Source organism: Staphylococcus lugdunensis (assembly GCF_001558775.1).
Lineage (GTDB): Bacteria > Bacillota > Bacilli > Staphylococcales > Staphylococcaceae > Staphylococcus > Staphylococcus lugdunensis.
Genome location: NZ_CP014022.1, coordinates 1174040 through 1188601 on the forward strand (window position 1 = coordinate 1174040; position 14562 = coordinate 1188601).

Here is a 14562-nt window from a genome sequence, read left to right on the forward strand (position 1 = left end):
GCCTAACGAGGAATAATTTGTCTCCTCGCTAGGCCAATTAAATGTCATTATATTAAACATTAAATACTAATATACTGACTATTATTTGTTGTCTTTACGACGTTTTCTAGATACAAACATAGCTGTAGCTAATGCTGCGAACAAGCCAGCGAATAATGTTGTATTTGTAGTTTCTTTTTGACCTGTATCAGGTAAAGATTTCTGTTCAGAAGCTTTAGCTGGTGCTTGATGTTTATTATCTAGAGTTGATTGGTTAGTAGCTGTTTTTGCATGATTTTGCGTATCAACAGTTACATGATTTCCATCGACTAAAGGTGTTGCGTCTTTAGCTGGTTGAACTGGTTCATTTGGTTGAACTGGTTGTACTGATTCAGATGGTTTATTTGGTCTAGTAGTTACAGAAACTGTTACATGATCTTTTGATCCATCTGGATATGTCACTGTTACTGGTACATATACAGTACCTGGTGTTTTACCGTTTGGCAATGTACTTGGATTATCTACATTTACTTTTGGTGCTGGTTTATCACTTGGATAGTTTGGCACGGTTACTGCTTTGATTACATCATCCGCTGTTGTTGGTGTGCCAAAATCTTTTGTGATTGGTGTTACTTTTGGTTCATATTTTCCGCTATCTGGATCGCCTACTTTAACTGTGACATTTACATGATCTTTTGATCCGTCTGGATATGTTACGGTCACTGGTATTGTATATGTGCCAGGTGTCTTACCGTTCGGTAATGTACTTGGATCATCTACACTTACTTTTGGTGCTGGTTTATCGCTTGGATAGTTTGGTACTGTGACCGCTTTGGTTACATCATCAGTTGTTGTTGGTGTGCCAAAGTCTTTTGTGATTGGCGTTACTTTTGGTTCATATTTTCCACTATCCGGATCACCAACTTTAACTGTAACATTCACATGATCTTTTGATCCGTCTGGGTATGTCACGGTCACTGGTACTGTGTATGTGCCAGGTGTCTTACCGTTCGGTAATGTACTTGGATCATCTACACTTACTTTTGGTGCTGGTTTATCACTTGGATAATTTGGTACTGTCACTGCTTTAGTTACGTCATCCGCTGTTGTTGGTGTACCAAAATCTTTTGTGATTGGTGTTACTTTTGGTTCATATTTTCCGCTATCCGGATCACCAACTTTAACTGTAACATTTACATGGTCTTTTGATCCGTCTGGGTATGTCACGGTCACTGGTACTGTGTATTCTCCTGGTGTTTTACCGTTCGGTAATGTACTTGGATCATCTACACTTACTTTTGGTGCTGGTTTATCACTTGGATAATTTGGTACTGTCACTGCTTTTTTAACTTCATCTGCTGTCGTTGGCGTACCAAATGGTTTAGTAATTGCCTTAGTAGATGGTTCATATTTATCTTTGTCTGGTTGTTCTTTCACTGTTACTGGCACATCCACATGGGTCTTAGAACCATCTGGATATGTCACTGTTACTGGCACGGTAAATGTACCTGTAGTATTTCCATCTGGTATTTTACTTGAATCATCTACACTTACTTCTGGTGTTGGTTTATTGCTTGGATAATTTGGTACTGTCACTGCTTTTTTAACTTCGTCTGCTGTCGTTGGCGTACCAAATGGTTTAGTAATTGCCTTAGTAGATGGTTCATATTTATCTTTGTCTGGTTGTTCTTTTACTGTTACTGGTACATCCACATGGTCTTTTGTACCATCTGGGTATGTCACTGTTACTGGTACTGTGTATGTGCCCGGTGTTTGACCATTCGGTAATGTACTTGGATTATCTACACTTACTTTTGGTGTGCCTTTTGAGCTTGGATAATCCGGAACAGTCACTGCTTTGGTTACATCATCTGCTGTTGTTGGTGTGCCAAAGTCTTTTGTGACCGGTGTTACTTTTGGTTCGTATTTATCCTTGTCTGGTTGTTCTTTCACTGTTACCGGTACATTCACATGATCTTTTGATCCATCTGGGTATGTCACTGTTACTGGTACTGTGTATGTGTCCGGTGTTTGACCATTCGGTAATGTACTTGGATTATCTACACTTACTTTTGGTGTGCCTTTTGAGCTTGGATAATCCGGAACAGTCACTGCTTTGGTTACATCATCTGCTGTTGTTGGTGTACCAAAGTCTTTTGTAATTGGTGTTACTTTCGGTTCATATTTTCCGCTATCTGGATCACCAACTTTAACTGGTACATTTACATGATCTTTTGTACCATCTGGATATGTCACTGTTACTGGTACTGTGTATTCTCCTGGTGTTCTACCGTTCGGTAATGTACTTGGATTATCTACTGTTACTATTGGCGTTCCTTTTGAACTTGGATAATCTGGCACGGTTACTGCTTTTTTGACTTCATCCGCTGTTGTCGGTGTACCAAAATCTTTTGTGACTGGTGTTACTTTCGGTTCATATTTATCTTTGTCTGGTTGTTCTTTCACTGTTACAGGAACATCAACATGGGTTTTAGAACCATCTGGATATGTTACCGTTGCCGGTACTGTAAACGTTCCAGGCGTTTGACCATTTGGTAATGTGCTTGGATTGTCTACTGTTACTGTTGGTGTGCCTTTTGAACTTGGGTAATCTGGTACTGTTACTGCTTTGGTTACGTCATCCGCTGTTGTTGGTGTACCAAAATCTTTTGTGACTGGTGTTACTTTCGGTTCATATTTATCTTTGTCTGGTTGTTCTTTCACTGTTACAGGAACATCAACATGGGTTTTAGAACCATCTGGATATGTTACCGTTGCCGGTACTGTAAACGTTCCAGGCGTTTGACCATTTGGTAATGTGCTTGCATTGTCTATTGTTACTACAGGTGTGCCTTTTGAACTTGGATAATCCGGAACAGTCACTGCTTTTTTGACTTCATCCGCTGTTGTCGGTGTACCAAAGTCTTTTGTGATTGGCGTTACTTTTGGTTCATATTTACTACTATCTGGATTTCCAACTTTTACAGGTACATTGACATGATCTTTTGTGCCATCTGGATATGTCACTGTCACTGGTACTGTGTATTCTCCTGGTGTTTTACCGTTCGGTAATGTACTTGGATCATCTACACTTACTTTTGGTGCTGGTTTATCACTTGGATAGTTTGGCACGGTCACTGCTTTTGTTACGTCATCCGTTGTTGTCGGTGTACCAAAATCTTTTGTGATTGGTGTCACTTTCGGTTCATATTTTCCGCTATCTGGATCGCCAACATTAACAGTAACATTGGTATGGTCTTTTGTACCATCTGGATATGTTACTGTTACCGGCACTGTATATGTGCCCGGTGTTTGACCATTTGGCAATGTGCTTGGATTATCTACTGTTACTACTGGTGTACCTTTCGAGCTTGGGAAACCTGGTACCGTTACTGCTTTTTGGACTTCATCTGCTGTCGTTGGCGTACCAAATGATTTAGTAATTGGTTTAGTAGTTGGTTCATATTTGTCTTTATCTGGTTGTTCTTTCACTGTTACTGGCACATCCACATGGTCTTTTGTGCCATCTGGATATGTTACCGTTGCCGGTACTGTAAACGTTCCAGGCGTTTGACCATTTGGTAATGTGCTTGGATTATCTACTGTTACTACTGGTGTGCCTTTTGAACTTGGATAATCCGGAACAGTCACTGCTTTTTTGACTTCATCCGCTGTTGTCGGTGTACCAAAATCTTTTGTGACTGGCGTCACTTTTGGTTCGTATTTATCTTTGTCTGGTTGTTCTTTCACTGTTACTGGCACATCCACATGGTCTTTTGTGCCATCTGGATATGTCACTGTCACTGGTACATTGTGTGTACCTGGGGTTTGACCATCTGGTAATGTGTTTGGATTATCTACTGTTACTACTGGTGTACCTTTTGAACTTGGATAATCTGGTACGGTTACCGCTTTTTTGACTTCATCCGCTGTTGTCGGTGTACCAAAGTCTTTTGTGATTGGTGTTACTTTTGGTTCATATTTGTCTTTATCTGGTTGTTCTTTCACTGTTACCGGTACATTCACATGATCTTTTGATCCATCTGGGTATGTCACCGTTGCTGGTACTGTATATGTGCCAGGCGTTTGACCATTTGGTAATGTGCTTGGATTATCTACTGTTACTACTGATGTACCTTTTGAACTTGGATAATCTGGTACGGTTACCGCTTTGGTTACGTCATCAGTTGTTGTTGGTGTGCCAAAATCTTTTGTGACTGGCGTCACTTTCGGTTCATGTCTACTACTATCAGGATCACCAACCGTTACCGGTACATTCACATGGTCTTTTGTGCCATCTGGATATGTCACCGTCACTGGCACATTATGCGTACCTGGGGTTTGACCATTTGGTAATGTGCTTGGATTATCTACTGTTACTGTTGGTGTGCCTTTTGAACTTGGGTAATCTGGTACTGTTACTGCTTTTTTAACTTCATCCGCTGTTGTTGGTGTACCAAACCCTTTTGTGATTGGTGTTACTTTCGGTTCATATTTGTCTTTGTCTGGTTGTTCTTTCACTGTTACCGGTACATTCACATGATCTTTTGATCCATCTGGGTATATTACCGTTGCTGGTACTGTGTACGTTCCAGGCGTTTGACCATTTGGCAATGTGCTTGGATTGTCTACTGTTACTGTTGGTGTGCCTTTTGAGCTTGGATAATCTGGCACGATTACTGCTTTAGTTACATCATCCGCTGTTGTTGGTGTACCAAAGTCTTTTGTGATTGGTGTTACTTTTGGTTCGTGTCTACTGCTATCTGGATCACCAACATTAACAGGAACATTCACATGATCTTTCGAGCCATCTGGATATGTCACTGTCACTGGTACATTGTGTGTACCTGGGGTTTGACCATTTGGTATTTTACTTTGGTCATCAATTGTGACTTCTGGTGTACCTTTTGAACTTGGGTAATCTGGTACTGTCACTGCTTTTTTAACTTCGTCCGCTGTTGTTGGCGTACCAAATGGTTTGTTTATTGGTGTAACATGTGGTTCGTACGTACTATTTTCAGGGTTTCCAACATTAACAGTAACATTGGCATGATCTTTTGAGCCATCTGGATATGTCACTGTTACCGGCACTGTATATGTACCCGGTGTTTGACCATTTGGTATTTTACTTTGGTCATCAATTGTGACTTCTGGTGTACCTTTTGAACTTGGGTAATCTGGTACTGTTACTGCTTTTTTAACTTCGTCCGCTGTTGTTGGCGTACCAAATGGTTTGTTTATTGGTTTAGTAGATGGTTCATAAGCATCTTTTAAAGGGTTTCCTGTTACAACAGTAACTGTGGTTTTATCTTTTGAACCGTCTGGGTACGTTACAGTTACTGGAATAACTACTGTACCTGGTGTTTGACCATTTGGTATTTGATTTGGATTATCTACTGTTATTGTTGGTGTACCAACACTTGTAGGATAACCCGGCACTTTAACTGAATTTTTAACTTCATCTGCTGTTGTCGGCGTACCATAATCATGATTAATTTGACCAGGCGTTGGTTCATATTTTTCTTTGTCTTGACGTTGATATTTAACTAATACTTCTGTTGAGATTGTAGAGGCATTAACACTTACTGCTGCCACTGAAGGTGTCGTTGTTTCATGATAACCTTGTTCAGTTAACTCATTTGCTTTTGGTGAAGTTTGTTCAGGCCAAGTTGTAGCTCCTGAATTTTCTGGAACCCAAGCATTCTCAGCTGATGTCGTATCAATTGTGCCATTGCCGTCTTCATCATAGCCAACAATGCGACCATTTACTACGTTAACAATTGGTGTGCGCGTAAATTTAACTGTTTGAATAACTGGTGCATGTAACACTTTACTTGTATTTTCAGCATCTACATATTTAATTGTTCGAGTGACTGATTTTGTTAATGATGCTAAATCTGTGTAACGTGGCCAAACGATACTAGGGTTATTTGGGTCAATCGGTTGACCTGGATGACCAGGATTTTCTGGTGTTACAGATACATATGCATTAGTGTACTTATAAACTACACGTGTCGGTGTTTCTGCGATTTGACCTGTTGCATTTGAAGGTGCATCAGCAGGAACTTTACTTAATACATAAAGGATACCGTCTTTTTCAATCGTATTTGGCACTTTATCACTTGGAACTGTGTATTGATTACCTACGATGTTAGTTAATTGAGCAGAACCATCACGAATGACTTCATCAGCTTTTAGTTTTTCATTTGAGTCTTTAATTTCATAACCTACTGATACTGTACCGAATTTTGCATTCGCATATTGTGCTACAACGTTCACTGGAGAATGTTCGATTGTACCAGAAGTTCTTGTGTTTTGATAATAATTACTTTTTGTTAAATATTGGTTAAACACATAATATTTACCATCTTTTTTAATAAGATAAGGTGGCGTAATATCTGTGATTTTTTTATTTGAACCGTTTGTAGTCGTAATTGTTGCATGACTATTATCTGGATTACCAACTTGAGCTTCATTAAAGTTTGGTTGTGGATTATGTGTATTAAACTCATCCACAGATGCTAAACCATGTTCAACAGCTGGATCAGCTGAAATTAATAGGTTGCCACTGCCGTCAATATATCTTGATGTAACATCATAGAATGCAAGACTAGCTCCAGTATTAAGTTTAGTACGATCACCAACTACATTCCAGTTTACTCCTGCAGTTGTAGTGTATGTGTCTGTCAATCTTTGTCCATCTTTTGTAACTTCAAATGTTGCTCCCTGCTCACTAATTGAAGATTTGTCAGGGCTTAAATAGTTCAACGTTGTGCTGTTAACTTTTCGTTCTACACCCATATTTTTAAGTAGAAAAACATATACCTTGTTTGGATCTAACTGACCAGAAACAAGTTTAAATACTAACTTATTAGGTTGAACACTTTCTACACGAACTTTAGCAATTCGTGATGGATCCTCTTTAGGTGCTTTTAATACAACATCATTTTCATTGGCTACTGAATTGGAAGCATTGCTTGCTACCTCTACAATCATAACGCCTGTTTCATTAAAATCTCCAACCTTTTCAAATGAGTTCATACCTGTATCTGGTAATGTCACTGTAAACGTTGTATTTGTTGTAAATGTTTTACCATTAGTATTTAAACGTAAATTTTCCCATTTACTTTTAACGGTGCCATCTTTGTCAATGTTAATGTCACCACTAGTATCTATAACAGCTTTGTTTAAATTAACTGGTGCCGGTGAAATTGCTTGTCCGACCACTGTATAATCTTTAGATGCTATCACTTGATCATTAACTAAAATTGCACCTGTCACTCTTTTATCTTTAGTTACTTCTGGGAATCGTAATCCATCTTTATTACTAAATGAAAAGTGTAGATTTTTTAATTTTTCTACTTCTTTTGTAAATTTATAAACACCTTCTAAAAATGTACCTCTACTTTGTAAATGCCAAGAGCGTTTTTCGTCGATTGTACCTGGGTTACGTTGAGAGAAGAATGGTATTTGATTCGTATTAGGGTTGTTATATAAGCTTTTGTATGAATCACGGATTGCAAAAGTAGTGCCATCATCTGCTTTTAATTCTTTAGGTAAACGTGTATCTTCACCTAATTCTTTAATACCTATTTTAAATGTGTCGCCTTCATGAAAAACACCTTCTTTAAAATTAAGCGTATAGTCATAGCTGATACCAGTTGTCGTATTGACACGGTCGTCAACATTTACATGTCCACTAGCTGTAATTTTCCCACCATCAATAGACACCGTATTTCCTCCATCACGGAAGCTACTTGTGCCATATCCTGGAATTGCTTGTCCATTACGTGGATCGTGTTTACCGGTATTAGCGATAGCGTTAGTTCCTTTTTGTGGTTCTGTATTATTCGCTTTGTATCCACGTGTTTCTTTTTTGTCTTGCGTTGTTGCTTTATCGCTTACAACTTTGTCTTCTTTCGGTGCGGCTGTTGGTGTTATTGCTTCTTTATCAGTAACAGCTTTAGCAGTGTTTGGTGCTTCAGAAGTTTTCACTTCATTTTGTTGTGTACTTGCTGCCGGTGGTGCTTCTGTTGCTTTAGCTGTGTCTGATTTAGCTACATTAGCAACATGTTCAGCTTGTTGAGCTTTATCAGCACCATGTACTTCAGCTGCTTTAGCAACGCCTGCCGTACCAAAGATTAATAAAGATGCTACGGTCACACTCGCTGCACCTAATTTGAATTTACGAATTGAGTATTTATTTTGTTTTATCGGACTCAAACCTAAATTCTTGTTTGATTTGGACTTCATTGATGATCACTCCTTGTTGTTTAAGTCTAAAAGTCACTCTATTAATTATATTATCACCCAAATATATGCCAAACAATACATAATAGAATATTTTTATTTAATTTTTAATTAATATAGTATACTGTTGTTAACCAATCTATATAAAACTGTTCAAGTCTTCTAAAACAACCATTACAATATAAAAACACACCCCTAAAAATTAGAAATTAAATCTAACTTTTGGGGTGCGTATCAAAACTGAAATGTTTTGTCTTATTATTTTAAATGTTCGTATGGGCTATTGTTAGCAAATGATACAATTTGATCAACAAATAATTTAGCACGTAATTGGAATTCATCATCTTGTAAATAGTATGTACCATCAGCTGCTGTTCCATAATCATGATCGTGTGTTGCAATTTGTGTTGGCACTGCAATACCTAGTAAACTGCGTACAATTAAACGTAGATGAGATAATGGTTCTGATGTTAAAATGCCACCACTATTGCCTATTAATCCAATTGGCTTCATTTTGAAGTGATCCATATTCAAGAAATCTAACGCGTTTTTTAAAATACCAGAATAGGAACCATGATACGTTGGTGTGCCTAGAATCATAAAATCTGCTGCCATAGCTTTTTCTTGTAACACTTTAGCATTTTCTTTGATTGTGTTAGCAGCTTGTGTTGTTCCTGAAAAGTCTAATTGATGTAATGGCTTTTCTGCTAAATCAAAGATTTCGCATTCTACCTGGTGATTATCAAAAAGCTGTTGTAAGTATTTTGCCAGTGCATTCGTATGAGAATTGACACGTGCACTACCCACAATAATTAATCCTTTCATTCTAAAAAACACTCCTTATTTATTTTCGCTTTGCAATAATTTCATTATGGCTTTACCTACACCACTTTGTTCATTGGTGTCTGTTACATATACTGCCGCATCTTTCACTGCTTGTGTGGCATTAGCCATCGCTACTGGATACCCTACACGTTCTAGCATTGACATGTCATTTAAATTATCACCAATTGCCATAACATCTGCTAAATCTATACGTAACTGTTCAGCAATCGTTTCTAATGCGATACCTTTTTGTGCATCAGAGTGCGTAATTTCTAAATTGCCTCTTGCTGATGATGAAACTGCTAAATTTGGTGATTGTGCTAATAATTGTTCTATCTTAGTTAATTTTTCTAGGTCTGGATTAAATGCTAATATTTTCATAATAATCTCGCCTGGAATTTCTTCGATATCATCATAATTTTTAACAATGTTAAGCGTACCATTATCGATGCGTTTTTGAATTCCCGCTCTAATCTTATCGATATCACCTTGTTGACCCGCATGCTTAGCTATATCCATGTATATTTCTAAATCTTTATCTGGATTTTCTGTATAAATCCCTCTATTGGTGTAGATTTGATAATACGTATCGTGATCTTTTAACACATTCTGAATGCGCTGTGTTAACTCATGATTAAGATGGGATGTATGCAAAATGTTAAATGTCTCATCTCGTACTTCTGCACCATTTAAACAAATAAATGGTACACATAAATCGGTTTCCGCAATTGGTGTACTTGCCTCATAGAAAGCTCGGCCTGTAGCAATCACCACAGTTACACCTTGTTGTTGCGCATATTTAATTGCTTTAATATTTTCTTCAGAAACTTCATGAGCAGCATTTAGTAGTGTGCCATCCATGTCTGTAGCTATTAACTTTATCATTCATTAACCTCATTTCATTTTTTGTAGTTAAGTTAATTTATGTTTTATATACTATAAAATGATGTCCAAAAATTGTAAGTATCTCTTACCCTTCTTATTCTAACAAACTTCACACACTTTGTATTATGACTTGAATTGTCTTCTCTTTTTTTCTCTAAGCCGTTGAAAAAATGATCGCAACAATTGACCACATTCTTGTTCAAGTACACCCGTTTTGACAATAGCTTGATGATTAAATTGTGGTTGTTCTAATAAATTCATCAAACTACCACTACAGCCGCCTTTAGGATCAATCGCACCGTAGACTACTCGAGGTATACGACTCATCACAATCGCACCTGCACACATCACGCATGGTTCTAAAGTGACATAGAGCGTGCACGCTTCTAAACGCCAACTACCTAATACTTCCGAGGCGCGTTCAATTGCAATATGTTCTGCATGTGCAGTAGGCTGTTGTGAGGTTTCACGTAAGTTATGTGCACGTGCAATCACTTGTGTGTCTTTAACTATCACGGCGCCAATGGGAACTTCTCCAATAGCCTCAGCTTTTCGAGCCTCTGCTATAGCTATTTTCATGTAATATTCATCGTTTCTCATATGTCTGCTACCTCACTTATGATACAATATTCAATATCTATTTTAACATTTGGAGAAGTGATTATGAACAAACCTTTTATTGCGATTGAGGGGCCAATCGGCGTTGGTAAATCGTCTTTGGCTCATCAATTAAGCCAAACACTTGATTATTATGAAGAAAAAGAAATCGTTGATGAAAATCCATTTTTATCAGATTTCTATGAAGATATTAGTAAGTGGAGCTTTCAAACTGAAATGTTCTTCTTATGTAACCGATATAAACAATTAAATGATCTTAAAACATTACAACATGGTGTTGTCAGTGATTATCATATTTATAAAAATAAAATCTTTGCCCGTAATACGCTCAACGCTAGTGAATTCGATAAATTTGAACGTATTTACGACATTATTACTGAAGATTTAGTATTACCCAATATGATTATCTTTCTTGATGCTGAGCTAAGTGTATTGAAACAACGAATTGCGCAAAGACAACGCAGCTTTGAATCTCATATAGAAGATGATTACTTATTGACATTGCAACAAGAATACCACCACTTTTATGAAACGCTAAAAGCACAGGGTGCTCGCGTTATTCAAATTGATACGACACATATCGATTTTGTACATAACCCTGAAGATTATGCTGATATATTAACTCAAATTAAACCTTTGCTAGGAGAATTGACAAATGACTAAGACACTTATTCCTCGAGACGCTGTTATAACAATTGCTGGTACAGTGGGTGTTGGTAAATCCACACTGACACGGGCACTAGCAGATAAACTCAATTTTAAAACGTCCTTTGAAAATGTCGACCAAAATCCGTATCTTGATAAATTTTATGATGACTTTGAACGTTGGAGTTTTCACCTACAAATCTATTTTTTAGCTGAACGCTTTAAAGAACAAAAACGCATGTTTGAATATGGCGGTGGGTTTATACAAGACCGCTCTATTTATGAAGATGTTGATATCTTCGCTAAAATGCATCAAGAACAAGGAACAATGAGTCCTGAAGATTTCCAAACTTATTCCGAACTATTTAATGCCATGGTCATGACACCTTATTTTCCTAAACCAGACGTTTTAATTTATTTAGAGTGTAACTATGACGAAGTCATTGAACGCATTAAACAACGTGGACGTGATATGGAAATCAACACAGAACCTGATTATTGGAAAAAATTATTTAAACGTTATGAAGATTGGATTAATAATTTCAATGCTTGTCCTGTAATCCGAGTCAATATTAATGACTATGATATTCATGAAAATCCAGATTCATTAAATCCTATTATTGAAAAAATTGCACATGTTATTCAAACGCATCGTCAAGTAGATACTAGACATTGGACGAATTAAGCAAACAAAGTGAACAGCCTGGGATAAAATTCCTAGAAAAATAGGGAGCAGAACTACGAATTCGTAGTCCCGTCCTGGCAAGATTGACTAGGATTGAAAATAGCTTGGTATCAGCGTATTTTCAATCCAGTCAACTACCACCAATATAAAGTTCATAGCCTAAAACATAATGATGCCCCAAATTTTCTTTATAGATGTTTTTCTATAATATCAAAAACTTGTGATGCATCCTCCACAATTACATCTGCGTTAGTTAATTCTTCTCGTGTAGCTATGCCAGATAACACACCAATTGCTAAGCCCAAATGTGCATTGGTAGCAGTCTTCATATCATTATTTGTGTCTCCTATGATTGTAACCGCTTCTGGTTTCACATCAAAAGCTTCAAATAACGGTGCTAACACTTTTGGGTCTGGTTTTTCTGCTGCATGCGTTTCCGTAGAAATAACTAAATCAAACAGTTCACTTGAGTTTGTCTCTTCTAAAAACTGTAGCGTTCCCTTTTTCGTATCACTCGTTACAATACCAATTTTATACCCTTTAACACGCAACTGCTGAATTGTCTCATAAACACCAGTAATCCAGTTATGTTCAGGTTGACGTTCATCTATTAAACTTTGGCTTGCCGTACGTGTCCATTTAGAAACATCTTGTCCAGCAAGATTACCAAATGCCGTTATGATTTCATCTAATGAACCTGAACCCATAACCGAACTGGGAACAATAGCATCATCTATAATACCCAATTGACGATGCGCTGTTTCTTTATGTGCTACTGGGAAAGTTTCTAAAAACTGATCCACCAATCGCAACCCAATTTTTTCCCAACTTTTATCAAATTCAATTAACGTACCATCTTTGTCAAATAATATCCATTCCATATAATGAGACACGCTCCCAATATGTTATTTATCTAAGTTTATGTCTATTGTAATATAAATATGAGGCTCACAACAAAAATATGCTATTTTATTAAGTTACAAAATCTTTGGACTTCCTCGTAATCATCTTAACTATTCAACGCTGTAAAAATTCAACCTAGTCAACCATCTCTTTATGAATCACGATACCCTTTTGTATTGTAGGAATCCCTCTATTCCACGTAACGATTTAGCTACCTTTTTACAAAATTTCCGAATTTTACTTAATTAAAAAATAAATCTAATTGAAATAGTTATAAAATAAAAAATATCATATCACTGCGGATTACTTTTTATTTCATCTCAAAAAATTCTAAGTTCAAATTTATTTTTAGTTTAAAATTACAATTAATCTCAAAATATCAAAGATTCATAATTTTCTTATTTAAAAGAATTTTCACGAACTAAAATGTATTTATACCTATGTGTATCAAGGAATCGGGCATGTTTAATGTAAAATTACTATATATGAAAGCGTTTGACAAATGGTGCTCTCGCGATGTATATTTTTTGTGAAAAAAATCACAAAGGAGCGTTTTAATAGTGAAAATTGGAATTGTAAAAGAACTTAAACCCGGAGAAGGTCGTGTCGCTTGTACACCAGAAAATGCTGAAAAATTAGTAAAAGCTGGTAATCAAGTGATGGTTGAGCATGATGCAGGTGTAGGCTCAGGCTTTTATGATGATGCATATGAAGCTGCTGGTGCAACAATCGTTACGCATGAAGAATGTTGGACAGCAGACTTGATTGTCAAAGTTAAAGAACCTGATGCAAAAGAATTTAAATTTTTCAAAGAAGGACAAGTCATCTGGGGCTTCCAACATCTTGCATCATCTAAAGAAACGGTAGAGGCTATGCAAAAAGCAGGTGTCACAGCTATTGGTGGCGAAACAATAGAAAAAGATGGTGCTGCACCTTTACTTGCACCTATGAGCGCAATTGCTGGTCGCCGTTCTATGTTAATGGGTGCTTATTATTTAGAAGCTCAACATCAAGGTGAAGGTATTCTCATTTCTGGTATAGATGCAATTTCAGGTATTCCATCAGGTAGAGTTGTTATTTTCGGTGGAGGATCAGCTGCAGTAAACGCTGCTACAATCGCTTTAGGACTACAAGCAGAAGTTACAATTATCGAGCTTAAAGACGAAAGAATTGAATGGTTAGAACAACATTTCAAAGATGATAAAGTTACCGTTGTTAAATCAACACAAGAAAATTTAGCTGAACATATTAAAACAGCTGATGTCTTTATTTCAACAATCTTATTACCTGGTCAAAAACCACCAAAATTAGTTACTCGTGACATGGTTAAATCAATGAAAACCGGTTCAGTATTAATCGATATCGCTATTGACCAAGGTGGTACGGTTGAAGGTATTCACCCAACAACAATTAGTGATCCTGTTTATGTAGAAGACGGCGTTGTTCATTATGCCGTGCCAAACCAACCAGGCGCTGTTCCACGTACATCTACTATGGTGCTAGCTGCTGGTAATATTGACTACTTAATGGCAATTAGTCAAAAAGGTATCGACCAAGCAATTAAAGATGATGCCGTATTAGCAACAGGCGTTAACATTTATCGTGGTCATGTAACTAACCAAGGACTTGCAACTTCTCATGATATGACTTATGAAGAACTATCTTCTGTTTTAAAATAAAGTACTTTAGCACTTAGTTAACACATTGTATTTAAATCATAGTTCCAAAATATAATTTTACAAAAATATAACTTAAATTAAAGGATGTTTTAT

At 36.9% G+C, this 14562-nt stretch carries 8 protein-coding genes; 3 read left to right on the top strand and 5 right to left on the bottom strand.

All coding sequences use genetic code 11. From position 1 onward, the window contains the following. Positions 1-81: 81 nt before the first annotated feature. The 4 genes from AL499_RS05600 to tadA all read right to left on the bottom strand — a co-directional run bounded on the left by AL499_RS05600 (position 82) and on the right by tadA (position 10539). Positions 82-8232: a Rib/alpha-like domain-containing protein gene (locus AL499_RS05600; RefSeq protein ID WP_062248882.1), complete on the bottom strand. Its 8151-nt coding sequence runs from the start codon at positions 8230-8232 to the stop codon at positions 82-84. 255 nt (positions 8233-8487) lie between these two features. Beyond that, complete coding sequence (locus AL499_RS05605; RefSeq protein WP_002459914.1) at positions 8488-9054, bottom strand: NADPH-dependent FMN reductase; 567 nt, start codon at positions 9052-9054, stop codon at positions 8488-8490. A 15-nt stretch (positions 9055-9069) separates the two neighbouring features. Then, on the bottom strand, positions 9070-9939 hold the full coding sequence (locus AL499_RS05610) for a Cof-type HAD-IIB family hydrolase (RefSeq protein ID WP_002459915.1): 870 nt from the start codon (positions 9937-9939) through the stop codon (positions 9070-9072). A gap of 123 nt (positions 9940-10062) precedes the next feature. Next, positions 10063-10539, bottom strand: a complete 477-nt coding sequence (gene tadA / locus AL499_RS05615; RefSeq protein ID WP_002459916.1) for a tRNA adenosine(34) deaminase TadA — start codon at positions 10537-10539, stop codon at positions 10063-10065. A 63-nt stretch (positions 10540-10602) separates the two neighbouring features. Here tadA and AL499_RS05620 point away from each other — a divergent pair, with 63 nt between their 5' ends. Both AL499_RS05620 and AL499_RS05625 read left to right on the top strand, forming a co-directional pair. Beyond that, positions 10603-11220, top strand: coding sequence for a deoxynucleoside kinase (locus AL499_RS05620; RefSeq protein WP_002492985.1), 618 nt, complete (start codon positions 10603-10605; stop codon positions 11218-11220). Further along, a complete protein-coding gene (locus AL499_RS05625; RefSeq protein WP_002479451.1) occupies positions 11213-11887 on the top strand; it encodes a deoxynucleoside kinase in 675 nt (224 codons plus the stop codon). The genes AL499_RS05620 and AL499_RS05625 overlap by 8 nt, the downstream gene beginning before the upstream one ends. Before the next feature lie 188 nt (positions 11888-12075). Here AL499_RS05625 and AL499_RS05630 read toward each other — a convergent pair whose 3' ends face one another. Beyond that, positions 12076-12768 (bottom strand): HAD family hydrolase, encoded by a 693-nt coding sequence (locus tag AL499_RS05630; protein ID WP_002492986.1) that lies wholly within the window; start codon positions 12766-12768, stop codon positions 12076-12078. A 582-nt stretch (positions 12769-13350) separates the two neighbouring features. On the opposite strand from AL499_RS05630, the gene AL499_RS05635 reads away from it, so the two are divergent. After that, the gene (locus tag AL499_RS05635) at positions 13351-14469 is read left to right on the top strand and encodes an alanine dehydrogenase (protein WP_002479452.1); all 1119 of its coding nucleotides are present in this window, start codon (positions 13351-13353) and stop codon (positions 14467-14469) included. The last annotated feature ends 93 nt before the right edge of the window (positions 14470-14562 follow it).

Bases quoted from the DNA above. Each gene is read 5' to 3' on its own strand.
- AL499_RS05620 (WP_002492985.1), top strand. From the start codon at position 10,603: ATGAACAAACCTTTTATTGCGATTGAGGGGCCAATCGGCGTTGGTAAA.
- AL499_RS05630 (WP_002492986.1), bottom strand. From the start codon at position 12,768: ATGGAATGGATATTATTTGACAAAGATGGTACGTTAATTGAATTTGAT.
- AL499_RS05605 (WP_002459914.1), bottom strand. From the start codon at position 9,054: ATGAAAGGATTAATTATTGTGGGTAGTGCACGTGTCAATTCTCATACG.
- AL499_RS05600 (WP_062248882.1), bottom strand. From the start codon at position 8,232: ATGAAGTCCAAATCAAACAAGAATTTAGGTTTGAGTCCGATAAAACAA.
- tadA (WP_002459916.1), bottom strand. From the start codon at position 10,539: ATGAGAAACGATGAATATTACATGAAAATAGCTATAGCAGAGGCTCGA.
- AL499_RS05625 (WP_002479451.1), top strand. From the start codon at position 11,213: ATGACTAAGACACTTATTCCTCGAGACGCTGTTATAACAATTGCTGGT.
- AL499_RS05610 (WP_002459915.1), bottom strand. From the start codon at position 9,939: ATGATAAAGTTAATAGCTACAGACATGGATGGCACACTACTAAATGCT.